The organism is Gluconobacter sp. OJB (assembly GCF_039638275.1).
Lineage (GTDB): Bacteria > Pseudomonadota > Alphaproteobacteria > Acetobacterales > Acetobacteraceae > Gluconobacter > Gluconobacter cerevisiae.
Genome location: NZ_JBDIWH010000001.1, coordinates 2,310,729 through 2,334,025, shown reverse-complemented (window position 1 = coordinate 2,334,025; position 23,297 = coordinate 2,310,729). Strand labels below are relative to the sequence as shown.

Genomic DNA, 23,297 nt, shown 5'->3' with positions numbered 1-23,297 from the left:
CCATGCTCCCCCCGACCGTTCCACTGATCTGGAAGCGTTCGGCACGGGCCAGACGCATTACTCTGCGGATCGAACCTGTCCGCGGCGAAGTCATTGTCACGCTTCCCCAGACTGTCACCAAAGACCGGGCATTGGCTTTCGTGCACCAACAGACGGAATGGATCGCAAGGGCCCTTGCGGCACTACCGGAAAAGCCCACACTGACAGAAGGCTCTCACGTCATGATTGATGGGAAACGCATTCCCATTCTCCATGAGCCCACAGCCAGACGCGGATGCTGGCTTGATGCAGACGGACTTCACGTTAGCGGAGATGCCTCGCACACGACGCGACGCGTCCGCGATTTTCTTCAGATCCTGGCAAAAGATTGCCTGACCGAAATACTCCAAACCCATTCCGCAAAAATGAACCTGCACCCCATCCGCCTCGACCTGCGCGATGTAAGGACACGCTGGGGAAGTTGTACGAAACAGGGCCGGATCATGCTTAGCTGGCGCCTGCTGATGGCGCCTACGCATATTCAGGATTATGTCGTCGTCCACGAACTGGCGCACTTGCAACATTTCAACCACGGCCCCGACTTCTGGGCCCTGGTGGACAGTTTTATTCCCGAAGGACGCAATGGACGTCTTGCAGCGGAACGCTGGTTGAGAGAAAACGGTACTGCTCTCCTGCGCGCAGCATGAGAGCAGTGCGAGCTTGGCGGAATGGTAGACGCACGAGACTTAAAATCTCGAGTCCGCAAGGACGTGCGGGTTCGAGTCCCGCAGCTCGCACCAATAACCCATTGAAAATACAAAGAAAAATACGCCTTGGCGTTAAAATGGGCGTTTGTCCCACAGTCTTTCCCATTCTGGGAGAGTTAGACGCATGCTGCGAATCGTCGGATCGCAATATTATTTCAGGCGTTCTGTCCCGCTAGACCTCCGAGCTTGGTTAGGTAGAGGCGAAGTCTCGCATCCCCTAAAAACGCCCAGTAAGTTGCTGGCACGACAAAAGGCGGCCTTGCTCTATGCTCGTACCGGGGAGTGCTTTGAGGAGATTCGGCGGATGACAACAGAGCCAACACAAAAAGCCCTGACCGCTACTGATATCATCCGCTTTTACGAGCAATTCGTGAAAGACTGGGAAAACTATCACAACGTCCGGCTGCAAGAAGAACAGACCAAGCACCGCCTTAAACTGGCCCAGCAGGCGCTCCAGACGAAAGCTTACATGGAGCAGGTCGAAAATTTTTTGGACATCATTGCAGGGCATTTCGAACAGACCGACGCCTTTCTCGCTGCTTTGAAGCAGGCACAGACACTGAATACGGCCGTCACGCAGACACGTGAGACTATGCTCCGCGATGAGATCGTGGGCTTGCGAAAGCTCGTCGTCGATATCAAAGCTTCAGGCAGCGCTATCACGCCTGCACCTGACCTCTCTGCTAAGGAGAGACCAGAAGACGAACCGCCTGAAGCCTTGCCGTCTCCAGGGAACCGTAAGAAGGCCAAGGCCCAGACCATTAGCACCATGGTTCAACGCTTTATCCTGAATGACGCAAGCAAAAGCGCCGATACCATCAAAGGCACAAAAACAACGCTCGACCTATTTATCGAAGCTTTCGGGGATCTGCCTGTCAGCCAGATATCAGGCACAACGGCTGGCGACTTTCACGATTTGCTCCTTGGCCTTCCCGCAACGCACGGAAAATCCAAGAACCGTCTTTCCATTCGAGACGCGGTAAAATCAGCGAAAGAGCAAGAGCTTGAGACCGTAAGCGGCAAGACAGTGAAGAACCACTTCTCCCGGCTATCGTCTCTCTGGTCCGTACTCGTTCAACGGGAAATCGTTGCCAAAAACCCGTGGTCACAGTGGTCCTTCAATACGACCAAAAAGACAGAAAGACGCTGCTGGACCGACGAAGAGCTGGCCCTACTCACACCGAACCAATGGGAGCATCGCGGCATTTCCCGTCGGACCTATGCAGGGATGGTGAATATGGCCCTCTATACGGGCCTCAGATTGGGAGAAATCTGCAATCTGCGCGGCCAAGACATCGAGAATATCCAAGGTGTGGCGTGCTTCCATGTCCGCCCTCACCCGGAAGATAGATGGTCTCCAAAATCGGCGGCAGGAACGAGGCTGGTGCCAATTCACTCCCGGCTCATTAAAGCGGGTATCATGAGCTTTCTGAAACCGGAGCAGCATTTCCTGTTTCCCGACCTGCCGACCTCCAGCGAAGGCGTCAGGGGGGCTGCATTTGGACAGGCGTTCTCAAAACTCAAAACGAAGCTCGACCTCCCCGCCGAGATTACGTTCCATAGCTTCAGGCACACCGTCTCAACGAAACTGCGGAATCAAAATGCCAGTTTCCGGGAACTCTGGATTGACCGAGTTCTGGGACATGAGGCGTCACACCGCAGTCAGGGAACGATGAACTACACGAGCTCAATCGATGTGCAGAACCTGAAAAGCGTCATCGAAGCGCTGGAATTCCCGACATTCCAATTAGACATTCCGGAAAGCTGACGGCGGTTATGGGGGGGGGGCGGAATGTCGGTTTTCATGAGGCGCGGAATGTATACCGGACATAGCTTCAAACTGAAAAAGACGGTTTATGTCATCTTCGCAATCTATGATTACAACAAATAAGCCAAAATTTGTGATGAATGCTTATATAATATTATCATTCCGGATCTTGTAAATTAAATAATAGTGTTGGAATATTAGATAAAAAATTCATAATGATTTATATCCTATAATTATTTTTAATGGTGGGTAATGCGCCGCCGATGTCTGCTTTTTCGGCATCACTGTTCCACCATCGAATGTCTACGAAGAAGGCTTAAGTGGACTTCAAGTGTACGAGATCTGGACGCTTACGACATCTCGTTGTAGGGCTTCTTGCTCGTGTACATTCTCCACTTTATAAAAATTAGAAGAACCGAAAGAAACATAGGTAATATCTAAAATGCTGGAAGAAAATATTTTTGGATCTATTCTCGCCATTGCAATGACAGTCGTCGGATTTTTCGTCCTTCGCAACGAAGCAAGAGAGATAGATAAGAAATTCGGGAATGACGCAGCTCCTTCTCTTGCTGGAATTTTCGTCATGGCAGTTACTGTTATCGTATTTTCGCTAACCTACATTCCACATTACGACTTTGTCTTTGCCTTCATTGGCGTTGCTTTCTTGGTTGTGGGATGGGCGGGATGGGATTTAATTAAAAACGGTTACCAAAAAAAATACGTCTTTGATAGTAACGGTCTTTTGGCATGGAGAGAGCATATTACTATTTCTGTTATTACCTATGAAATGCTTTTTGGGATCTTCCATATTTTGAACTCTATCAATAAAATTCTGAATTTATTTTAAATCCATTGCCTTCCGTTGAGGGAATTGCGTCGTTTAATGTTGCAGAGTCGGGGTGTCCGCTAAGGGATCCTGCTCTGCGAGGGCTATATGTCGTGAAAGAGGGCGAATGCCGCCTGTCTGCTCCGGCATCACTGAGCAGACAGGCAGATCAGGGGGGGAACGGAAGGTCTGCTTTCAGGTGGCAATCTGAATTAGCGGACATTCAGCCAGACCAAAGATAATTTTTGAGTTTCCCTTTGCGGGAATCAGAAAACAGAAAGGCTAATGACCCAAAATACTATTATCCTGACGAAACAGTCTTTCTAATTTGAATCGCGGCGCTTTCTGCGATCTTCGAGATCGTAAAGTGGCATCGATCCAATCATAGTATTTGGGTTAGCACGGCGTTTCTCACGCTCTTCATGGTCGATCGCGAATGATACATAAAATAAGGCCGAGCGGGCAATTTGCATTAGCCGTATCGCCTTCGATTCCAGTTCGTCGCTCCCGATGGTAATCCCGAAACCACTAGTGTTGGCCTGTCCTATCATGAACGGCTTAGCCCAGCCCATGCTGACGCGCAGATAGGTATGCTCAAGCGCGTTGCGGATCGCATGGAGTTCGTGGGCATCTGCAGCTGTTGTCTGTTTAAGCTGATCGTCAAACAGTTCCTTCGACAGCCAATAGAGTCCCCGTAGAGGCCAATTGTTCGATTCCTCGAACTGCGGGAGCAGCCTCTGCTTCTTCTCGACCATCCAGACGTTCTTGAAGTTGATATGCTTGGACACCTTCCCCAGTTTCCAATAGTGGTCGATCAAAAAGGCAATCTTGTCGAGTAAGGAATACGCAATGCGAAATGCTGTCCGAACTCTCTCGCTCGCGAGCGAGTAGAGTGGATAATCGAGCGTGTTAATGAGCGTGACGCCGCGGTCGGAGAAGTGGGTCCGTGTGCTGCTCACTCCTTCGAATAGCATGTAGCGGGCTGAGGCATATTCTTGTTTCATCTGGCTGAAAAAGCCGATAATTGGAGGCGGTGAATAGTCTCCAGGGCGTTCGTCGAATCTCTCGGTGATACCGGGCAACATAAAATCGTCCGTCGCCGCAGCGAGATACGATCCAAGGTCATTCAAAGGACAAAGAAACAGCCGCTTATCGAGGCACCATTGACGATAGGCGCGTTCCGTTTTTGATCGGCCCTGCTCACCCTGATCAAGGTGCTGCATCGACCGCACTGCATCGACATCGAGCCTTCTCCCAAGTTCGTTGGCTAGGTTCCTGAACTGCGCAACGAGGGGCAGAAAGTTAGGAGACTCATACACTGCATCCGGCGCCATCGCCTTGCAAAGACTGTCATAGGCATGGAGCGCCAGAATGGCGCGTTCGCGATTGTCTTCGACCATACCGGCATAATGCCTGAGTCCGGCACCGCGGTTACCAAGTGTTATCGCGAAGTGCGGACAGATGCAGAGCGCATCATCCCAACCGGCGATTGCGTCGATTGAGCGACCGACCCTACTGAGTAGATTGGCACGATTAGTCAGAATTTGGCAGCGGCGTATCTTATCGAGCTTAATGAACCCGGGATGGTTGACTGCCCGCGAGAGTGCCAACATCTCTTCCTGAAGTTCTATGTTCTCCCAAGACCAGGATTGTCGCATATTAGCGATTTGCGATCGCGCAGCCCAAGCATTAGCCCGGAAATACTCTGCCAACACGGCATTCTCTTCAGTGAGCGGCCGTTGTGTAAGATCATCGAGCAAATAGAATGCCCGTGTCAGGCCGCGTTCAAATGTCCCGTCACAGGAATCGTCGATCAATTGGCCGATATGTTTGAGCGCCTCGTCGTCGCTCATTTTTGTTATGCTCCGTTCGCATCTTTTATTAAGAGCTTCGAGATTGGGTTGATTGGTCAATTTGACTAACTCTCTGAATTTTGTCTGAGGGTGGACTTCCCGTAAGAGTTTTGAGTTTGTCGGCAGCTGCGATGCCTATCAAGGCGCGATCGGGAAACGAAGAGCAGACATTCGTTGCGCTTAGCGCTTATGTCTGAACGGCGGAGATTGCAGACCGTCCGCTTCGGAAATTGTCGAGTAGCGACTTCTATGGCCGCCAAGAGGCGGAAGCGGCCCACCCGCTTACTGAAGCGACATCTTCTGTTCCTGATGCCCTCTTCGGCCCCTCTCAAGAAGCTGAAGAGGCATCCTATTCACTGGTTGCCCTACAGACTGAGACGGAGGTACAGCGTCAAGCAGTCTGACTTCATTCAGAGCCCCGTGAAAGTCTCCGCACCTTTTGAGTGTCACGATGCGGGCCCTAACCTCTTCCGGAATACGGCGTGGCGGTCGTGCAAGCGTTTGAAGCTGAACGACTGCCTGTTCCGCCTTCTCAACCTCTGGCGCACGCTCTTCATGCCATTGTTCAATAAGACGGGCACGCTTGTGCTCCGCATCCCGACAATGCCCTTTCACCCAGGCTCGACAGCTTTTGTCGTTGAGAAGGATGCCGAGCAGCTTCTGCCTGCTCTCCACATACTCCTGACGACTCATCTGGCGTTCAATCGGCACCGGGAGCTGCAATGGTGCAGGCTTCGTGCCGCTCAGTCCGAGATAATAAAGAACTGCCTGCACAATATAGCGCAGAATTTCACCGAGCTGCGCTAACGCTTGTTGTAGAGCCTCTTCTGCTTTCGAGACTTTCTGTCCTTTGAACAGGACCCAACGCCCTGCTTCCAGCTCCTCCAAGTCTACGCGTGCACGTTGTACAGCCTCATGGGCCTTCTTCAGGCGCGCTCGTCCTTGCTTGATCAGATCCATGATCCGCTGGGATTGAATATCGAGCGGTATTTCCGGCCCATATTTTTTCTCAAGAGGATGCTTCGCGTTCAAAACGGCACGGGCCGCTTGCATCTCCGTTTTCCAGTCCTTGAGATAAATCTGAAATCCGGCACTCAAACGCTCTGGGTTTTTAAAGGGCACAATAACAGGCAGACGCTTTTGAAGCCGCAATCGTTCTGCCTTCATCTCATCTGTATGTTCCCGCTGTTCCAGTGAGGCGTGTCTGGCCTCTCGTGCTTCACTCTTTTTAGCGATCGGACGCAGGTCCAGAAGCGGCTTCTGGGAAGCTTCGTCTTCAAGAAGTTGTCGGAAGTCTTTCATTCTGACTTTGGTCAACCGTGTGAATGATCCAATGAGCAAGCCGTCTTCAGTTTCAATGATATGAGCGTCGCGCCTGCGATCTGTTCGATCTCCAGCCCGCATGCTCCAGTTTTTGCTCGACAGAAAATGCCTGAATTTCCGCAGATCATTCTCTGACTTCTCCCAGAACGTCATAATCTCGCGTCGGGCAATGGGGAGATCGAAGTTCTGGCGTTCTGTCATCCGCCTTGCTTGTGACGTGTAGGCTGCAACGGGAGGTGGTGTTTTCTCCATGGGAATAAGAGCTTCAACTTTGCTGGCAGCTTCATTCTCTCCAGCCTCTTTGAGGGCTTTGACGATAGCTTTGTCATGCCTTCCTGGCACCAGTGCATGCCCCAACTTTACCTCTGCGAGACGGGCCAGTTTTTCCAACCTGGCCCATGAAAACTTGCTACTGAGCACGTGAGAATCCTGCCACTCGGGAAGCAGGAGATGGCCGTGAATTTTCCCGTCTTTCTGATGAATCACGAAGGTTATTCGTTCGGGATCAGCCCCAAGTTCTCGGCAGATGTCTTCCGCAAAGTCAGAAAGCTGCTGGTCTGTCATCGGTTCAGACGGATTAAAGGCGATATGGCGTAGGCCGTATCGAATGCCCTCGCGTTTCGCTTCTTTCATCCAATCCTTGAGCAGATAGTCGCTGCCCGAGATGAGACGGATGGCTTCGTTTTTTGCGCCAGACAGAACATGACGTGAAACCGCCTGATGTCCGCTTGTGCTCTTAATTCTGGTTTCCTGCACAATCATCGTATCGCACCTGCGAAGACCGATGCGTGTTCAGTGCACCAAGTGCACGGGAACGGAATGCGAGGGGAGCTTTACGCGACGAATATGTGCAGGACGCAGAGTTTTCAGCAAACTATCTGTCCGGTCCTTGAGGCGGTCGATGTGCTCCAGCGTATCAGCACAAGCCACGGCATCCCCACGATGGGCGGCGTGAGCAAGTTGATTCAGATTATTACCGATACGAGATAGTTCACTTCGCAGGCTACGGATCTCGGAGCCTATATCCCCGCCATAACGATGCGAAACTTCTGCATTGTGAAGTAAGGTCCGAACCCATGCAGCCGTTGTGGCATGGCCGAGCGCATGCGCTGCATTGTTCCAGCGTTCAAGCTCTACGGGCGAGGCCCGAACGGACAGGCGAGAGGACCGGTGACGGGATGGAGATGGGGCAGTAGGCATAACGGGGCATCCTGTTTCTGTGGGGGTCAACGGGGGAGGTACTCCCCCTTGCCAGCTGTTGAATGGGTAGCCATTCGACACTGCTGGCTGAGGGTAGAATAACCTCTGAAGAGTTATAGTTAATCCCGAGAGCCTATGCCGGACGAAACTGAAGTATTACATGGTTTTCATTTTTTATGACTGTTATTATCTGGCGTTAACTCGTCCCACCATTGCTCTAAATCCTCAGAAGAGAGTCCAGAAACTTCATCAGAGGATTTGGATGGTGTCACTTCGGCAGCCTTTAACCTGACCCCCGCTCCCAACGCTGTAGGACCTGTCGGGTCAGCATCAATGAACACCACGCCGCTTTTTTCTAAAGTCTCCCGGATGGCTTTCAGGGTCCGAGGATGAGGCGTTCGCGACCCTGTCTCAAAATCAGCAATCGTCCGGTGCGCGACCTCTGCGTGTTTCGCCAGGTCTCGTTGTGAGAAGCCCAGCATGGCCCGGGCGGCCCGGCACTGTGACGCCAGTAGAGACATGAAAAGCTTAACCCCGAAGACAAAAGAAGGACGACGTATTTGTCTGCATGCTGCACCAAAAACGTAGGTTTCGACAGACGTCTAGAAAAATCCTGCACGGTTTTTTTCGGAGATTTTTGAGTGCTCTCCAATGTATTATGAGTCCATATATGTTTACTTTCGTCCATATATGACGATATAAAGTGCTCCGTTAGGAGAATGCGATGGCGCGATACGGATATGCACGGGTTTCCACGGAGGCCCAGACGACGGACCCGCAAATTCTGGCTCTTACGAATGAAGGCGTGGAAAACATCGTTGTAGAAACGGTTTCCGGTTCTGTGCCTGCTCATAACCGTCCAGCACTCTCTGCTCTTCTGAAAAAGCTTACGTCAGGCGATAGCCTGACCATTGCTAAACTGGACCGCCTGGGGCGTGATACAGTCGACGTCCTCGAGCTGGTCAGACTTCTGGACCAACGCAATATTCGTCTGCGCATCCTGAATCTGGGAATAGAAACAGGGACGTCGAATGGACGTCTGTTTCTGACCATTCTGATGGCCATGGCCGAATTTGAGCGTGAACTTATCCGTGAAAGAACGCAGGCTGGAATCGCAGCAGCCCGGGCGGCTGGCAAACGCATTGGACGGCCGCCACGTCTAACGTCAACACAACGTCGGTATATTCAGAAAATGGCACGGGAGGGAGCGTCACTCAGAACCATTGCCGCCGTGTTTCGTGTCGGGCGGACCACCGTACATCGCGTTGTCCAAGAGGCGTCGCTGTAAAACACGAAGAGGCGACAGCACGTCTCACTCCCGGATTGCGGCGCCGTCTTTCAGCAGACGCATCGCGTTCTCGTAGACGATATTGCATATGGATTTTGTCAGCTTTTCCATGGGGCTGGTTACGGTTGCCAGTATCATGCTGAGCAGAACACCGGATGTCGCAATGAAGCATGCCATCTCAACGGTGTGATGAAGGGGATAATAGGTCACGATAAGAAAGCTCGTGACGGAAATCAGAACCGAATATTGGAACAGGAATAACGGGAAAGAGATTTCTCCGAGGAACTGAATGCCGCGTGTTTCCAGAAAACGCCGTCCCTGAGCATTCCCCAAAAACGCCAATGTAAAGAGAGGCGCTTTGATAAGGGACAATCCCGTGTGAAAATAGGCATGCGGGAAGACCAGGCTCAGCACGAACAGAACCGGCAGGGCGGATAGAGAAAGAACCTTGGAGGCTATTGTCCTTTCAAAGCGGCTCATGTTTCCCGATGTTCGTAGAAACGCCAGATAGGCACCGAAAAGAAAACACAGCAGAAAGACGACGGATTTGCCGTCATGGAAGACCAGAAAGGTCAGCGCCAACAAAACAGGCAAGGCTTTCCTGTTGAGATGCAGAAGTGCGAGCATCAGGAAAATGACGATGGAGCCTATGGCTTCGTAATGCATCGTCCACAGGAAGGGGTTGAAATAATGGGCCCTGTTTTTGAGAAAGACGTCCAGAAATGAAAAACGCAGGACATCAACGAGGGTGATGTCTTCGTTAATCCAGTGGAAGAGCCATTTGCTTCCTAAAATATCCTGAGTGGGGATTTCATAGACGAGATGTAGGCGTATCAACAGGAAGAGGAAGGCTGTTGAGAGCAGGGTTGGAACAACCAGTCGCGGATATCGCTTAATGGCTGGTCTGAGAATGGACGCAGCGTTCCGTTTTCTCAGAAATCCAGAACTGAGGGCGTCTCCTGAAATGATGAAGAACACTGCGACCGCCAGGTTGCCATCAAACACGGCCTTGATAAGGGGGGTGTCCATCAAGGCAGCGGTCTGCCCAAACGTATCACAGAAGAAATGCGAACAGACGACCATCAGGCAAGCAATGCCTCGTAGGCCATCCAGAGCAACGATACGGGTGTTTGCGTGCGCCGATGTGCTGCTGCTCTTTCGAACGCTGTCCGCCTCAAAAGGAGTGAGGCATTCGCCCGAAGAAAACATACCGCATGCCTGTGTTGACCTGACCTGCGTTTCAAAATCCGTCGGTTTTGGGACAGCGCGGGGAAAGTGGGCCCTGCTGTTTCGAAACCCTGTTCCGGAATGCCGGGAGGACAGAGGCGATGACGCGGTATGGCTATGCACGGGTCTCGACAGGAGACCAGGTTTGCGATGGGCAAGTCGCAGCCCTTCAAAAGGAAGGCGTGACCGATATCGTTTTTGATACGGTGTCCGGCAGCGTTCCGGCTGCCAGTCGTCCAGGCCTCTCCAGTCTGCTTAGCCGCCTCAAGGAAGGGGACAGTCTGGTTGTGGCGTGTCTGGACAGGCTGGGCCGTAACACCCTTGACGTGATGGGGTTGGTGAGCAACCTGACTGAGCGGCGCGTTCGGGTGCGTATTCTCAATATCGGGATTGAGACGGGCACCCCGAATGGTCAGTTGTTCCTGACCATCCTGGCAGGCTTTGCTCAGTTTGAGCGGGAGCTCATTCGCGAACGCACAAAGGCGGGGCTTGCAGCTATCCGGTTGGCCGGGAAACAGCTTGGGCGACCGCCTGTTTTGACCGTTCGGCAGAGGAAACACGTCAAAGAGCTGAGCGCTGCTGGGCGGTCACTGGGAGAAATCGCAGGAATTTTCAAGGTCAGCCGCACGACCGTCTGGAGGACGGTTCACTGCGGCCTGCACTGTTCCAATACCCGGAGTTGAGGGACAGTACTTACCGGCTCTCTCACACTGTTATTGACAGAATTCCGCAAATGACCGGTTTCGGGACATTTCAACGCCGATTAGGTCGTCGGGTTGCTAAAGCAGAACGCAATGTGATGGCGGTTCTGGGGGGAGCGGAAGGTCAGGTTTCCAGTTATGAAGTCGGAAAATAACATTAGAGTTTACAGATGAACTTCTTCTTTGTGGTCCTTATTTCAAGGAGTTAACTTAGGTAAGTCGACCTTCTGTTGATTGGTAATGCCAAACGGGATGTGAACTGAAGGTGCTACAGCGCTGGCTGACCGCAAATGGCCAGATTGATCATCGAAGAAAATATGTGGTTTAAGTACAGATAAAATTTTTCCTTTTTCGACTCCTCCAAGAAAAAAAGCATCATTTGCCATTACATTCCAGCTTTTTAGGGTACGAAGTGCTCTCTCGTGAGAAGGAGCATTACGGGCTGTGACTATCGATATGCGGAGCCTGTTTTTATATTCAGGATGAGTACTTTTATACTCTTCTTCTATTTTTTGAATTTTTGACATTTCCACTAAAAATTTTTGAAGAGGACCTGGATTGTGTGGCTGCATAACATTCCGCGTTTCGTGTTCATGAAATCCGTCCAAACCGGAAGATTGCATTACGGCCTCAGATTCATCCCCAGCAAGCACCCCATCAAAATCAAAAGCAATCCTTAGAGTATTATCTTTTTCGTCTTCTTGAAATGTAGAGTCGAGTACCTGCCCAGCTGGATGTCCCAGATTAATAGCGGCGTCGACATCCGGCTTATGCGCAGACAAAAATAAGGCAATATTAAAAGCTGGTATGTATTCATATGGAGATTTACCCTGCATGAAAATTGCTCGGGTAATATCGAGACCATAATGAGATATTGTCTTCATGACCCTCAAACCTGTGTCGGGGTCATTCCTTGACAACAACACCACTTCTACAAGCGGGTTTGCCTTATCAAGACTGAGATCATTTAATGATAACAGACGCTTTACAAACGGAAAGGCGATACCCATTGGTAGAGGATTATGTAGATTTTCCTCCTGGTAATTTCTATATTTTTCTTCTCCGTCGCGTCTAAAAATACTATCTGACTCACTGAGATCAAAAACCGCGCTGGATGCAACGCCAACTACCAGTCGTTTTTCTAAATCGTACGCCATTGTATCAATATCAATCTATGTTAGATAATGCGCCGTTATTGACTTAATCCGCATAATAAGATTTTTTAATATAAAATCTACGAAATAAGATAATCTGACATTTCTCAATCAAGCGCCTCCTTAGGGTCCACTTCTCTATGCAAATTTCCGCTATATAACCAATATTTTATTTCAATTATCCAACCAAGAAGTTGAAATCCTAAATTGACGATAACTTTCCATGTTACGCTTGACTAGCTGGCTCACGCGTATTGCAGACACGTTAGACTAGCCGTTTTCCAACCGTCAGCAATGAGCGTTTGAGTGTGAGTTAAACATGTCTAAAATATAGGTAGGAGCGGAAATTCCACTCTGTCTCAATTGGCAAACGTATACGACGAAGAAAAGCTTGGAACGATTTAGGTGACCTATGCAAAAGGGTTTCGAATGATCGTCATATCAAAGATGGAAAGACCGTCCTGCATATCCTCTGACAGAACCGTCTCATGCCCGTTTTCAATGGCACAAGCCAAAATCATGCTGTCATAAGTCTGCAAGCCATAACGCCGCACAATCGCCCAGCCTCTGGCGTAAACGCTTGTCGTAAGGTCATGCACGGTAGTCAGGCTTCTGATGTCGGAAACCAGTTCTCCAATATCGTCTAAAGACAACTTTGTCTTACGTCGCAGTGTGTTCGTCATCTCGTTGAGAGACTGAACCGAGATATGACAGTCCGATTGACGTAGCAGGTCGACGGCAATGCGCATTTTCTCTGCGTCCTGCTCCATGCAGGCATAGAGCAGAATATTGGTATCAAGAAAAACAGACATGCTCAGTCTTGAGGACGTTCGAAACGAAAATCCTTAGGCAATTTACGGCCTATCGTTTTGAGAGACTGCAGAGCCTCTTCATGGCTTTTCAGGCGAGAAAAGACGGCTTCGACGTTGTCGCCTTCCTGCAAGCCAAGCTGGCGCACGATATGGGCGGGAATACGAACCGCAAGGCTGTTTCCCCATTTTGAAACCTGCATGATGCACTCCCTTAATGGATAAACATTTATATATTTTAGATATCCAATCCTCTGCAAGGAAAATCCGCTCTCAGAGAGAGGCTTGCCTTACCAGAATGTTTGCCAGAGAATGGGATCAAATTTGGTCACGGAAAGACTGGCGTCGGCGTTTTCGACGTATTTTCAATTGGTTGGCTGCGGGACGCGTCCCGCAACACTGGGTTCGAGTCCCGCAGCTCGCACCACAGACTTCCCGGAAATGAACGGTTTTTCGGCCTGAATGGGGCAAAGGCACTCTTTGCTCCACCGTCCTTCCCCACTGAAGGACGTCTCATGCTCCGTATTCGTGGCACCACCTACCACTTTCGCCGAATCGTACCCCCTGCCCTTCGCTCTGCGCTGAACCAGCGGGAAATCTGGGTTTCTTTAAAAACAGGCTATCAGAACGAAGCCCGTAAACGCGCTTCTTTGCTGCATACGAAAACGACCGAACTCTTTGATGAGACCTTTCGGGTTTTGGCTGAGGGACAGAACTGTCAGAGTATCCCGCACGTGCGGGACGCAATGAGGGACCTGCATCGCCTACTCGAAGCCCCGACAGGCATTGAAGCGGTGCCTTTGCCCGTCTCAAGACCGAGACCACGACCGCAGAACATGCGGAAGGCTCCGGCAGTCGTTACTGCCTCCAAGCCTCAGTCCTTACTTCTTTCTGAGGCTCTGACGCGGTTTGTTCTCAAAAACCCACACACCAGCGCTGACACCCGCAAAGCCACCCAGAGAGCCGTAGAGCTGTTCCTACAAGCCTTTGGGGATGCGCCTGTCTCTATCATCGGCGGCGAGAAGGCTGGAGCCTTCCGGGACCTGCTGTTTTCCCTGCCTGCGTCCCTCGGAAAGCGGAAAAGCAGTCTCACACTCACAGAGGAAGCAGACCGTGCCAAAAAGGACGGACGCCCCACCCTGAGCAGCAAGAGCGTGAAGAACCACATGATGCGGCTCTCAGCCTTGTGGAACCAGTTATTGCAACGCGAACTGGTCAAAAAGAACCCATGGACCGGATGGAGCTTTGAGACTGGGTCCAAGACCATTCGTAGAAGCTGGACCACTCAGGAATTGCAAACCCTCATGACAGGAGACTGGCCTCGCAGTTCTGTCCCTGAAAGCACATTCCGCATCATCACGATGATAGGGGCGTATTCCGGCCTGAGGCTGGGGGAAATCTGTCATCTGAGAACAGAAGACCTTCAAACGATTGACGGCATTCCCTGCTTTGTCATCCAGCCTCATACAAAAGATGGATGGTCACCCAAGACAGACGCCGGAACACGGATTGTTCCTGTTCATTCCAAACTCATTGAAGCGGGACTTCTTACCCTGAAAGACACACCGGACGGCCCGTATCTCATTCCCGGCCTCAATACGTCGAAGGATGGCGTTCGGGGCACGATATTTGGGCGGTCGTTCTCGACGATGAAAACGCGCCTCAGACTTCCTGCAGAAATTACGTTTCACTCGTTCCGACACAGCGTCTCCACGCAACTGCGGAACGCTTCAGCGGATATTCGGGAAATCTGGATTGATAGGCTTTTGGGCCACGAGGCGACGCATAAGAGCCAAGGCACTTCGACCTATCTCAGCAGCATCACGACGGCCAATCTCAGACAGACCGTTGAGGCGATTTCTTATCCCGACAACCTTTTCAGAAAAGGCTGGAGTTAGGCGGGAGCCAGCAGTGCTCAATGGCTACCCAAAGGGGCGCATCGAGCAGCTGGCAAGGGGGAGTGCCTCCCCCGTTGATCCCCTAAACGAGAAAAAAATAAGCCCCGCTGATGAGAGCTTTCCCTAGGCTCAGGACCTATTAAAATATTGAACTGAGCGAGACGTTGTGATTCACAGGCTTACCGATGGAGGTAAGGCTGTGAGTGACGTATTTTTGCTGTCTGAACGCCAGATGGAGCGGATTGAGCCGTTTTTTCCTCTGCCGCATGGAGTGCCCCGTGTGGATGACCGGCGTGTTTTGAGCGGAATCGTTTACGTGATCCGCAACGGGCTTCAGTGGAAAGACGCTCCGAAAGCGTATGGCCCGCACAAGACTTTATACAATCGTTTTATTCGCTGGAGCCGCCTGGGTGTCTTCGACCGGATCTTTGTCGCCCTGACAGAACAGGCTGGCCGTTCAAAGCGCCTGATGATCGATGCAACACACCTCAAGGCACACAGAACGGCGGCGTCTCTACTCAAAAAGGGGCTTTTCCCCGCCATATCGGACGGACAAAAGGCGGCCTGAACTCAAAACTCCATGCCGTGTGCGATAGTCAGGGCAGGCCTGTTCGCCTCTATCTGACAGCAGGACAAGTCAGTGACTTCAAAGGCGCAGACGTGCTGCTGGCAGATCTCCCCGAAGAGACAGAAGAAGTCATCGGGGACAGAGGCTATGACAGCAACCGGATCAGGTTATCGCTTGCAGAACGCAATATCACTGCCTGTATTCCCCCGAAAAAGAACCGGAAATCAAAGCTGCCTTACGACTGGCATCTGTATAAAAAGCGCCACCTCATCGAAAACATGTTCGCGAAACTCAAAGACTGGCGACGTATTGCGACCAGATACGACCGATGCGCTCATATCTTCATGTCCGCAATCCATATCGCAGCAAGCTTCATCTTCTACCTCAAAGAATGAGTCCTGAGCCTAGACGTGCTTTTCTTTGAGCGCCCGCTTGGCGCCCGCCATTTTCCCTGCATTCCAGGGCACGGACGCCTTCAGTGTAGGCGATGGAAAACGTGTTTTCTTCTCCATGATACTTTCTCCTGATCAACTGCACATGCAGCAATCAGCAGTTTGGAGGAGGACAGTGATCGGTAACGAGAGCTATTGCAGACCGTCCGCTTTCCGGATGATCAAACATATCCTCTTACGACCGAGATGAGGCGAAAGCAGTCGAATGCTTACCCATTTCCTATGGAGATGGAGAGGACCTACGGGAAGCCATCTTCTGTAACATCCTTGGCTGAGGCGGCCGATTGACGTCATTATGGGGATCTGACTCGGAAGCCGGGCCAGTCGCTCAAGCAGCCTTGAGAGAACTGGATCGCTTTTACGACAGGAACACTTTTGTCTCTTCGCCGTCCGATCATCGTGCTGACGTCAATCGATCAGATTTCGCACACCATGTGGTCACACAGGGAAACAAGAAATCTGAGGCCGTAGATTGTTCTGAGGCAGTGTCAAAACTCAGTTGCCAGGACGTCCCGAGTCACTAAAATGGCTCATGCTTGAGGAACAGACTACATGCAAACCATGTCCGCAAAGGACACCAAAAACGGTTCCAAGCTGCCGCTCGAGTGGGCCAAAGTGAAATCTGTCCAAGTGGAAAAGCACGGCAGCTCTGTCGCCGTAAGCGTAGAAGAGTTTCAGCGCCTATCACTTACCTCTGGTGCAATACTCGAAAAAACCGAGGAGTGACCATAGACATGCTTGCAATTGAGCCTATCAGCGAAAAGTTTCCAGCCCGAGCTGATAGCATTATGGACCAGCTCTGCCCGTCGTGGCTGGGCGCAGCGTTCCCTATAGTCGATGTATTTGCAGGCCCCGGCGGCCTCGGCGAAGGCTTCTCCCTCAGCTCGAATGAGAAAGGCAGGCCCTGCTTCAAGAGCGTAGTTTCCATCGAGAGAGACATATTTTCGCATCAGACACTGCTTCTCCGCCATTTCATCCGTCAGTTCCGGGAGGGCGAAGCGCCAGACGAATATTACACCTTCCTCAAAGGCGGAATGACCTGCGAGGAGATGTATCGTCTCCATCCGGAAGCCTATGCCCATGCGGCTTCATCGGCGTTGCGGATTTCGCTTGGACCGGAATCCCGCACTGAGGTGAAGAAAATCATCCGCAATCGCGTTGGCTCGAGCCGCCGATGGGCACTCGTCGGAGGACCGCCATGCCAAGCATATTCGCTGGTCGGACGTTCCCGCATGATGGGCCGCAAAGACTTTGCAGAGGATGAGCGGCACACCCTGTACTTGGAATATCTCCAGATCATAGTCGATCACCGGCCGCCGGTGTTCGTTATGGAGAATGTAAAGGGACTGCTTTCCACGACCATCAATGGCAAGTCGGCGATCACCCGGATCGTTCGCGATCTTTCACATCCCGGAACCGCTATTCCCGGAACGCCGGACGATCTCTCCTATAAGCTTTATTCGCTTACCGAGCAGGATATGGCGGAAGGAGATGTAGACCCGCGCCTCTTCGTGATCCGCGCTGAAGAGTATGGCATCCCGCAGGCGCGGCACCGAATGTTCATTGTCGGCATTCGCGGCGACCTGAAAGTCCGTCCGGGATCGCTCAAAAAGATGATCGCACCCACCGTTCAGGAGACGATAGGGTCACTGCCTTCCATACGCAGCGGCCTCTCAAAAACGAAAGACAGCCCCACTGCTTGGCTCAGTGAGCTTCAAGCTATCTCAACCATGAACATCCGCCGTCAACTCAATGGCGCGGTCTATGCTGGCGATATTGCGAAGGCGCTGGATTCCCGCAATCTGACTAAGGTTAGTTCCCCTCGCGGGATATCGTCGTCCCGATACATTATGCGCAAGCCTGCGCATAATGTATTGCGAAGCCTCTACGACAGCAGACTGTCTGTGCTGACAGCACATGAAGCGAGAAGCCATATGGCGTCCGACCTCCGTCGCTATCTTTATGCTGCAACATTTGCGGAAAAGACCGGACGCAGCCCGAAGCTGGCCGATTTCCCGACAAGCCTGCTGCCCGATCATAAGAATGTCGAGGAAGGTCGATCAGGCAAGATGTTTTCGGACAGGTTCCGGGTGCAGCTCGCAGACCATGCTGCGACGACCATCACGTCCCACATCTCGAAGGATGGCCATTACTTCATCCACTAGTGCCGCAGCCTGACAGTACGCGAAGCAGCGAGACTCCAGACATTCCCGGACAACTACTTCTTCGCAGGGCCGCGCACAGAGCAGTATCATCAGGTCGGCAACGCCGTGCCGCCGCAGCTCGCCAGACAGATTGCGGATATCGTCGCCGAAGTCCTTCACGCCGTACCGGATGGCCAGTGATGGCGGACACGATTTCAGCAGAGCGTCGAAGCTGGAACATGTCGCGGATCAGGGGACGCGACACCGCCCCTGAAATACGGCTCCGATCGCTGCTGCATCGTGTTGGCTTTCGGTTCCGGCTTCATACTAAAGACCTGCCCGGCAAGCCCGATATCGTTCTTCCAAAATACCACACCGTCATCTTTGTTCATGGCTGTTTCTGGCACCGGCATGAAGGATGCCGGAATGCGACCAAACCCTCTACCAGAACCGAATTCTGGCAGGCGAAGTTCGATGGGAACGTAGCAAGGGACAAACGGAACAAGGCCGCACTTGAGGCGGCAGGCTGGACCGTCATCACCGTCTGGGAATGCGAGCTAAAAGCTAATGCCGACCGGCTCGTGCATCAGCTCTCCAACGAAATAAGAAAGGCAACCTGATGGCAAGACCTGAACGTCTGCCGCCAAGTGCGGCCTGCCTCTCAGCCTCAATGCGCGATCTGGGTTACTCGCTTGAAGCAGCGGTGGCAGATCTGATTGACAACAGCATTTCCGCCGACGCATCGAAAATTGATATTTTCTGTGAACCATCAGTTCTACAGCCTGTCCTCGTCATTCTGGATGACGGACGCGGCATGGACGCAGCCGAGCTTTTGGCGGCTATGCGGCACGGAGCCATGAACCCTCGCACAGAGCGATCCCCCAACGACTTGGGCCGGTTCGGGCTTGGTCTTAAAACCGCTTCTTTCTCTCAATGCCGGTCCCTGACCGTCGTGAGCGCAAAGGATGATAGCCTGTCCGGGGCTGAATGGAACCTCGACGTCATCGATGAGACGGATGACTGGATTCTGAACATTCTTGACGAAAAGGATATTGATGCTCTTCCCTATGTGAGCCAGCTTGGCGCACACGGCACCGCAGTCATCTGGCGGGAAATGGATCGCCTTCTGGAGGATGAAACCGGCAACCGACGAGATGAGATCGTCAACGAGAAGCTGGACGTTCTAGAGAAGCATCTGGCACTCGTCTTTCACCGTTTCCTAGCCGGTGAAATCCGGGGGAGGAGCCGTATCGCGATCAGCGTGAATGGACATTCCGTCGAAGCCTTTGATCCCTTCTGCCGCAAAAACACCCACACCAGACACCTTCCAGAAGAGATCGTTCGGATCGGATCAGCAGCGGTGCATCTGCAACCTTACATCCTGCCGCACCACTCAAACCTGACAGCCCGCGAATACGACTTCTATCAGAACCGCAGCGCCTTCATTTCCAATCAAGGAGCCTATATCTACCGCAACAGCAGGCTGATGGCATGGGGTGATTGGTTCCGGCTGATACCGAAGGGAGAAGCGACCAAGCTGGCGCGTGTTCAAATCGACTTTCCGAACAGCCTTGATGAGGCATGGACCATTGACATCAAGAAGTCTCGATCCCGTCCCCCGCTGCCAGTACGGGAACGCCTTCGGCAGATTATCGCCCAAGTCTCAGGTGCAAGCACAACCGTTCATCGGGGACGCGGCCAGAAGCTTTTCCATGAGGTCATCGCCCCGCTGTGGGAGCGATATGCCGACAAGACCGGCATTCGGTATGCCCTGAACGGGATGCATCCGCTGGCACAGCGCCTATACGAGAAACTTGACGGCGAAGGTGTGCGTCATCTCGATCTTCTGCTGAAAGCAGTTTCAGCATCGCTGCCCGTCGAGATGATCTACTCAGATTATTCGACTCATCCCCGCGACGTGACCCAGATGCCGCAGGTCGATGACGTGAAAGAACGCCTTGACGACCTCAGGTACGCTCTTTGGGGTGACGGACCAGGGAACGCGGACGCATTCAGGGATATTGTCAGATCGACACGACTATTTGACGATCACGGAGAGATCGTTGAGAATTACATTCAGGGGAGATTTTCTTGATTATGTAGAGCGATAAGGAGAAAGTTATTCTGGCTGCACTTATCGGCGCGTTTAACGATCAGGACGGTCTGCCATCACGCGACGAGATCGCAAGCAAAGCCACCCTCCTGGCGCCGCTGCTAGGTTACTCCGGCGATCTTCAAAACATCGTCACTGAAGCCGAGACTGCAATCCCATCGCACATGAACGCGGGCGTATCACTGATCGATGTCGATGCTGCGCACGATGAGGACTGGATTCACAAGCGAGAAATCGAGACGACTTATGCGGACGCCTATGGCGGCTATCTACGCAGCCAAGGCTGGAAGCCTAACATTGTAAACACTCTTCTGAACGGTGATGGTTCAAAAATTCTTGGCCTCCTCCAAGACCCCACGAGCGAAGGAGCTTGGAGTCGACGCGGACTTGTCATCGGCCATGTGCAGTCTGGTAAGACAGCAAATTACATGGGCGCGATCGCCAAAGCAGCGGATGCTGGCTACAAATTCATTATCGTTATCGCAGGCATCCACAACAATCTGCGCAAGCAGACCCAGCAGCGAGTCGACGAGGGGTTTGTTGGACGCAAAAGCGATCCGGCAGATCGTGTGAGTATCGGGGTAGGACTAGACAAAAACTACCCCAACCCGGTGACGCTCACCAATATCCTCTCCGATTTTAACAAGCAGACCGCCGATAAAAGCGGCGCGCAGCTTAACGATTTCAAAAAGCCCGTCATCATCGTCATCAAGAAGAATGTAAAGACGCTCGAAGCTCTGTACATCTGGCTGCGGGAGCTGAACGCCGAGGGGCGAGACCGAATTGGCGATGTCCCAATGCTGGTCATCGACGACGAGGCTGACAACGCATCGATCAACACCAACAAGCCGAACATCAATCCGACCGCAACCAATGCGTGGATCAGAAAAATCCTGCGCCTATTTACGAAAAGCTGTTACGTCGGATACACGGCCACGCCGTTCGCCAATATATTCATTGACCCCGACGCCTTTGATGAAAAGGCTTACGAGGAACTCTTTCCAAAAGACTTCATTTATTCTCTGGACGCGCCCACAACTTATTTCGGGCCTAAAAAGGTGCTCCTAAACGACGAAAGTAGCAGTGCAATCCTCCGACAGATCACCGATTGCGAAGAATATCTTCCTCTAACTCACAAAAACGGATCGCCGGTTGCGGAGCTGCCGCCCAGCCTTTATCGAGCGCTGGATCAGTTCATTGTGGCGCGGGCCATCCGCAACCTCAGAGGTCAGGAGCGAAAACACTGCTCCATGCTGGTCAACGTGTCCCGGTTCGTATCCGTTCAGAAGGAAGTGCGGAGCTTCATCAATCTGCGCCTTGACCGGATGCGGGAGGCCGTGAAGGCCAATTACATGATGCCGGAAGCCGCATCATCGAAAAACGAACACATGGCCCGTCTGCATGCCGCGTTCGACGCTGAGTTCGCCGCCAACGAATTTGGCGGGCGAAACTACACTTGGGATGAAGTGAAAGCGGCTCTATGGGGTGTGTTCGAAAACACGCGGACTTATGTGATCAACAGCAAGAGCGATGAGGTTCTCGACTTCGCGAAATACGAGAAGGATGGCATCGGCCTGACCGCAATCGCCATCGGGAGTCTCAGTCTGTCACGCGGCCTGACGATTGAAGGTCTGACAATCAGCTATATGTACCGCAACACCAAGATGTACGATACGCTGATGCAGATGGGGCGCTGGTTCGGCTATCGACCTGGCTACGAGGATGTCTGCCGCGTCTGGCTGCCGAATGACTCGATCAACTGGTACAAGCATATCGCACTGGTATCCGAGGAACTGCGTCAGCAGATCACGCGGATGCGTCAGGCCGAAATGAGTCCTAGGCTCAGGACTCATTCTTTGAGGTAGAAGATGAAGGTTGCTGCGATATGGATTGCGGACATGAAGATATGAGCGCAGCGGTCGTATCTGGTCGCAATACGTCGCCAGTCTTTGAGTTTCGCGAACATGTTTTCGATGAGGTGGCGCTTTTTATACAGATGCCAGTCGTAAGGCAGCTTTGATTTCCGGTTCTTTTTCGGGGGAATACAGGCAGTGATATTGCGTTCTGCAAGCGATAACCTGATCCGGTTGCTGTCATAGCCTCTGTCCCCGATGACTTCTTCTGTCTCTTCGGGGAGATCTGCCAGCAGCACGTCTGCGCCTTTGAAGTCACTGACTTGTCCTGCTGTCAGATAGAGGCGAACAGGCCTGCCCTGACTATCGCACACGGCATGGAGTTTTGAGTTCAGGCCGCCTTTTGTCCGTCCGATATGGCGGGGAAAAGCCCCTTTTTGAGTAGAGACGCCGCCGTTCTGTGTGCCTTGAGGTGTGTTGCATCGATCATCAGGCGCTTTGAACGGCCAGCCTGTTCTGTCAGGGCGACAAAGATCCGGTCGAAGACACCCAGGCGGCTCCAGCGAATAAAACGATTGTATAAAGTCTTGTGCGGGCCATACGCTTTCGGAGCGTCTTTCCACTGAAGCCCGTTGCGGATCACGTAAACGATTCCGCTCAAAACACGCCGGTCATCCACACGGGGCACTCCATGCGGCAGAGGAAAAAACGGCTCAATCCGCTCCATCTGGCGTTCAGACAGCAAAAATACGTCACTCACAGCCTTACCTCCATCGGTAAGCCTGTGAATCACAACGTCTCGCTCAGTTCAATATTTTAATAGGTCCTGAGCCTAGGCCATTCGGTTTTGGCTGGGGAGCGAACAGCGTATCAGAGACAAGGCTTTGTTTGATCTTGCTCTTGATAGCAAACTCAGAGGCTGCGATCTTGTCAGCCTCCGTATCGGCGACATCGTGACCAGCGGTCAGGTGCGTCACCGAGCCATGGTTATCCAGAAAAAAACCCGGCGACCTGTGCAGTTTGAGATTACGGAAACGACGCGGGAAAGTGTAAGGGAGTGGCTGGAGCATCGCGGTGGTGGCTTGTAATGAGTATGTTTTTCCAAGTCGCCTCAGCGCCAAAGCTCACCTGAGCACAAGGCAATACTCCCGGCTCCTGGATCAATGGGTTCAGGCGGTGGGACTGATCCCCGGTGAATATGGAACTCATTCACTCCGCCGGACAAAGGTTGCCATGATTTATAAACGAACCGGTAATATCCGGGCCGTGCAGATTCTGCTGTGTCATACAAAGTTGGATAGTACAGTTCGATACCTTGGGGTGGACGTCGAGGACGCTCTGGCACTGTCTGAAGCTACGGATCTCTGAAATCGA

At 52.1% G+C, this 23,297-nt stretch carries 24 protein-coding genes and 1 tRNA gene; 16 read left to right on the top strand and 9 right to left on the bottom strand.

Annotated elements, in window-relative coordinates; genetic code table 11:
* Positions 1-2: 2 nt before the first annotated feature.
* The 4 genes from ABDK74_RS10805 (at position 3) to ABDK74_RS10790 (ending at position 3,361) form a co-directional block, all read left to right on the top strand.
* Entirely contained in the window at positions 3-686 is a 684-nt protein-coding gene (locus ABDK74_RS10805; RefSeq protein ID WP_346003801.1) for a SprT family zinc-dependent metalloprotease, read from the top strand.
* Between the two features lie 7 nt (positions 687-693).
* A tRNA-Leu gene (locus tag ABDK74_RS10800) sits at positions 694-779 on the top strand.
* Between the two features lie 91 nt (positions 780-870).
* On the top strand, positions 871-2,514 hold the full coding sequence (locus tag ABDK74_RS10795) for a tyrosine-type recombinase/integrase (protein WP_346003800.1): 1,644 nt from the start codon (positions 871-873) through the stop codon (positions 2,512-2,514).
* 442 nt (positions 2,515-2,956) lie between these two features.
* The gene (locus ABDK74_RS10790) at positions 2,957-3,361 is read left to right on the top strand and encodes a hypothetical protein (RefSeq protein ID WP_346003799.1); all 405 of its coding nucleotides are present in this window, start codon (positions 2,957-2,959) and stop codon (positions 3,359-3,361) included.
* A gap of 302 nt (positions 3,362-3,663) precedes the next feature.
* On the opposite strand, the gene ABDK74_RS10785 is transcribed toward ABDK74_RS10790, so the two are convergent.
* From ABDK74_RS10785 to ABDK74_RS10770, 4 genes are all read right to left on the bottom strand, one after another.
* On the bottom strand, positions 3,664-5,193 hold the full coding sequence (locus tag ABDK74_RS10785) for an LA2681 family HEPN domain-containing protein (RefSeq protein ID WP_346003798.1): 1,530 nt from the start codon (positions 5,191-5,193) through the stop codon (positions 3,664-3,666).
* Between the two features lie 282 nt (positions 5,194-5,475).
* Entirely contained in the window at positions 5,476-7,278 is a 1,803-nt protein-coding gene (locus tag ABDK74_RS10780) for a relaxase/mobilization nuclease domain-containing protein (protein WP_346003797.1), read from the bottom strand.
* A gap of 30 nt (positions 7,279-7,308) precedes the next feature.
* A complete protein-coding gene (locus ABDK74_RS10775; RefSeq protein ID WP_346003796.1) occupies positions 7,309-7,716 on the bottom strand; it encodes a MobC family plasmid mobilization relaxosome protein in 408 nt (135 codons plus the stop codon).
* Positions 7,717-7,883: 167 nt separating this feature from the next.
* Positions 7,884-8,237, bottom strand: a complete 354-nt coding sequence (locus ABDK74_RS10770; RefSeq protein ID WP_346003795.1) for a helix-turn-helix transcriptional regulator — start codon at positions 8,235-8,237, stop codon at positions 7,884-7,886.
* Between the two features lie 203 nt (positions 8,238-8,440).
* On the opposite strand from ABDK74_RS10770, the gene ABDK74_RS10765 reads away from it, so the two are divergent.
* Complete coding sequence (locus ABDK74_RS10765) at positions 8,441-9,004, top strand: recombinase family protein (protein WP_346003794.1); 564 nt, start codon at positions 8,441-8,443, stop codon at positions 9,002-9,004.
* 24 nt (positions 9,005-9,028) lie between these two features.
* Here the strand turns inward: ABDK74_RS10765 and ABDK74_RS10760 are convergent, their stop codons facing one another.
* A complete protein-coding gene (locus ABDK74_RS10760; protein ID WP_346003793.1) occupies positions 9,029-10,213 on the bottom strand; it encodes an acyltransferase in 1,185 nt (394 codons plus the stop codon).
* A 119-nt stretch (positions 10,214-10,332) separates the two neighbouring features.
* Here ABDK74_RS10760 and ABDK74_RS10755 point away from each other — a divergent pair, with 119 nt between their 5' ends.
* Positions 10,333-10,914 (top strand): recombinase family protein, encoded by a 582-nt coding sequence (locus ABDK74_RS10755; RefSeq protein WP_346003792.1) that lies wholly within the window; start codon positions 10,333-10,335, stop codon positions 10,912-10,914.
* A 215-nt stretch (positions 10,915-11,129) separates the two neighbouring features.
* On the opposite strand, the gene ABDK74_RS10750 is transcribed toward ABDK74_RS10755, so the two are convergent.
* From ABDK74_RS10750 to ABDK74_RS10740, 3 genes are all read right to left on the bottom strand, one after another.
* Positions 11,130-12,089, bottom strand: coding sequence for a 5'-nucleotidase (locus ABDK74_RS10750; protein ID WP_346003791.1), 960 nt, complete (start codon positions 12,087-12,089; stop codon positions 11,130-11,132).
* 407 nt (positions 12,090-12,496) lie between these two features.
* On the bottom strand, positions 12,497-12,898 hold the full coding sequence (locus ABDK74_RS10745) for a PIN domain-containing protein (RefSeq protein ID WP_346003790.1): 402 nt from the start codon (positions 12,896-12,898) through the stop codon (positions 12,497-12,499).
* A gap of 2 nt (positions 12,899-12,900) precedes the next feature.
* The gene (locus ABDK74_RS10740) at positions 12,901-13,098 is read right to left on the bottom strand and encodes an AbrB/MazE/SpoVT family DNA-binding domain-containing protein (RefSeq protein ID WP_008851648.1); all 198 of its coding nucleotides are present in this window, start codon (positions 13,096-13,098) and stop codon (positions 12,901-12,903) included.
* 312 nt (positions 13,099-13,410) lie between these two features.
* On the opposite strand from ABDK74_RS10740, the gene ABDK74_RS10735 reads away from it, so the two are divergent.
* The 8 genes from ABDK74_RS10735 to ABDK74_RS10700 all read left to right on the top strand — a co-directional run bounded on the left by ABDK74_RS10735 (position 13,411) and on the right by ABDK74_RS10700 (position 21,935).
* The gene (locus tag ABDK74_RS10735) at positions 13,411-14,793 is read left to right on the top strand and encodes a DUF6538 domain-containing protein (protein ID WP_346003789.1); all 1,383 of its coding nucleotides are present in this window, start codon (positions 13,411-13,413) and stop codon (positions 14,791-14,793) included.
* Positions 14,794-14,992: 199 nt separating this feature from the next.
* A protein-coding gene (locus tag ABDK74_RS10730; protein WP_346003788.1) for an IS5 family transposase occupies positions 14,993-15,756 on the top strand; the annotation gives its coding sequence in 2 pieces (ribosomal slippage) (positions 14,993-15,326 and positions 15,326-15,756; 765 coding nt in all).
* 609 nt (positions 15,757-16,365) lie between these two features.
* The gene (locus tag ABDK74_RS10725) at positions 16,366-16,539 is read left to right on the top strand and encodes a type II toxin-antitoxin system Phd/YefM family antitoxin (RefSeq protein ID WP_346003787.1); all 174 of its coding nucleotides are present in this window, start codon (positions 16,366-16,368) and stop codon (positions 16,537-16,539) included.
* An 8-nt stretch (positions 16,540-16,547) separates the two neighbouring features.
* Positions 16,548-17,978, top strand: coding sequence for a DNA cytosine methyltransferase (locus tag ABDK74_RS10720; protein ID WP_346003786.1), 1,431 nt, complete (start codon positions 16,548-16,550; stop codon positions 17,976-17,978).
* Positions 17,979-17,987: 9 nt separating this feature from the next.
* The gene (locus ABDK74_RS10715; RefSeq protein WP_346004213.1) at positions 17,988-18,158 is read left to right on the top strand and encodes a DNA cytosine methyltransferase; all 171 of its coding nucleotides are present in this window, start codon (positions 17,988-17,990) and stop codon (positions 18,156-18,158) included.
* Positions 18,158-18,577, top strand: coding sequence for a very short patch repair endonuclease (locus tag ABDK74_RS10710; protein ID WP_194261754.1), 420 nt, complete (start codon positions 18,158-18,160; stop codon positions 18,575-18,577). The genes ABDK74_RS10715 and ABDK74_RS10710 overlap by 1 nt, the downstream gene beginning before the upstream one ends.
* Positions 18,577-20,052: an ATP-binding protein gene (locus tag ABDK74_RS10705; protein ID WP_346003785.1), complete on the top strand. Its 1,476-nt coding sequence runs from the start codon at positions 18,577-18,579 to the stop codon at positions 20,050-20,052. The genes ABDK74_RS10710 and ABDK74_RS10705 overlap by 1 nt, the downstream gene beginning before the upstream one ends.
* A 182-nt stretch (positions 20,053-20,234) precedes the next feature.
* On the top strand, positions 20,235-21,935 hold the full coding sequence (locus tag ABDK74_RS10700; RefSeq protein WP_346003784.1) for a Z1 domain-containing protein: 1,701 nt from the start codon (positions 20,235-20,237) through the stop codon (positions 21,933-21,935).
* Here the strand turns inward: ABDK74_RS10700 and ABDK74_RS10695 are convergent.
* Positions 21,920-22,683 (bottom strand): IS5 family transposase gene (locus ABDK74_RS10695; protein ID WP_346002506.1). Its coding sequence is split into 2 segments (ribosomal slippage): positions 21,920-22,350 and positions 22,350-22,683, totalling 765 coding nucleotides; the frame shifts between segments, so codons are not numbered across the junction. The genes ABDK74_RS10700 and ABDK74_RS10695 overlap by 16 nt on opposite strands.
* A gap of 124 nt (positions 22,684-22,807) precedes the next feature.
* Here ABDK74_RS10695 and ABDK74_RS10690 point away from each other — a divergent pair.
* Positions 22,808-23,011, top strand: coding sequence for a hypothetical protein (locus ABDK74_RS10690; RefSeq protein ID WP_346003783.1), 204 nt, complete (start codon positions 22,808-22,810; stop codon positions 23,009-23,011).
* On the top strand, positions 22,998-23,291 hold the full coding sequence (locus tag ABDK74_RS10685) for a tyrosine-type recombinase/integrase (RefSeq protein ID WP_346003782.1): 294 nt from the start codon (positions 22,998-23,000) through the stop codon (positions 23,289-23,291). The genes ABDK74_RS10690 and ABDK74_RS10685 overlap by 14 nt, the downstream gene beginning before the upstream one ends.
* The last annotated feature ends 6 nt before the right edge of the window (positions 23,292-23,297 follow it).

Excerpts from the sequence above, each read along its gene's own strand:
- ABDK74_RS10805 (WP_346003801.1), top strand. The coding sequence starts at position 3 with ATGCTCCCCCCGACCGTTCCACTGATCTGGAAGCGTTCGGCACGGGCC.
- ABDK74_RS10795 (WP_346003800.1), top strand. The coding sequence starts at position 871 with ATGCTGCGAATCGTCGGATCGCAATATTATTTCAGGCGTTCTGTCCCG.
- ABDK74_RS10790 (WP_346003799.1), top strand. The coding sequence starts at position 2,957 with ATGCTGGAAGAAAATATTTTTGGATCTATTCTCGCCATTGCAATGACA.
- ABDK74_RS10785 (WP_346003798.1), bottom strand. The coding sequence starts at position 5,193 with ATGAGCGACGACGAGGCGCTCAAACATATCGGCCAATTGATCGACGAT.
- ABDK74_RS10780 (WP_346003797.1), bottom strand. The coding sequence starts at position 7,278 with ATGATTGTGCAGGAAACCAGAATTAAGAGCACAAGCGGACATCAGGCG.
- ABDK74_RS10775 (WP_346003796.1), bottom strand. The coding sequence starts at position 7,716 with ATGCCTACTGCCCCATCTCCATCCCGTCACCGGTCCTCTCGCCTGTCC.
- ABDK74_RS10770 (WP_346003795.1), bottom strand. The coding sequence starts at position 8,237 with ATGTCTCTACTGGCGTCACAGTGCCGGGCCGCCCGGGCCATGCTGGGC.
- ABDK74_RS10765 (WP_346003794.1), top strand. The coding sequence starts at position 8,441 with ATGGCGCGATACGGATATGCACGGGTTTCCACGGAGGCCCAGACGACG.
- ABDK74_RS10760 (WP_346003793.1), bottom strand. The coding sequence starts at position 10,213 with ATGTTTTCTTCGGGCGAATGCCTCACTCCTTTTGAGGCGGACAGCGTT.
- ABDK74_RS10755 (WP_346003792.1), top strand. The coding sequence starts at position 10,333 with ATGACGCGGTATGGCTATGCACGGGTCTCGACAGGAGACCAGGTTTGC.
- ABDK74_RS10750 (WP_346003791.1), bottom strand. The coding sequence starts at position 12,089 with ATGGCGTACGATTTAGAAAAACGACTGGTAGTTGGCGTTGCATCCAGC.
- ABDK74_RS10745 (WP_346003790.1), bottom strand. The coding sequence starts at position 12,898 with ATGTCTGTTTTTCTTGATACCAATATTCTGCTCTATGCCTGCATGGAG.
- ABDK74_RS10740 (WP_008851648.1), bottom strand. The coding sequence starts at position 13,098 with ATGCAGGTTTCAAAATGGGGAAACAGCCTTGCGGTTCGTATTCCCGCC.
- ABDK74_RS10735 (WP_346003789.1), top strand. The coding sequence starts at position 13,411 with ATGCTCCGTATTCGTGGCACCACCTACCACTTTCGCCGAATCGTACCC.
- ABDK74_RS10725 (WP_346003787.1), top strand. The coding sequence starts at position 16,366 with ATGCAAACCATGTCCGCAAAGGACACCAAAAACGGTTCCAAGCTGCCG.
- ABDK74_RS10720 (WP_346003786.1), top strand. The coding sequence starts at position 16,548 with ATGCTTGCAATTGAGCCTATCAGCGAAAAGTTTCCAGCCCGAGCTGAT.
- ABDK74_RS10710 (WP_194261754.1), top strand. The coding sequence starts at position 18,158 with ATGGCGGACACGATTTCAGCAGAGCGTCGAAGCTGGAACATGTCGCGG.
- ABDK74_RS10705 (WP_346003785.1), top strand. The coding sequence starts at position 18,577 with ATGGCAAGACCTGAACGTCTGCCGCCAAGTGCGGCCTGCCTCTCAGCC.
- ABDK74_RS10700 (WP_346003784.1), top strand. The coding sequence starts at position 20,235 with ATGAACGCGGGCGTATCACTGATCGATGTCGATGCTGCGCACGATGAG.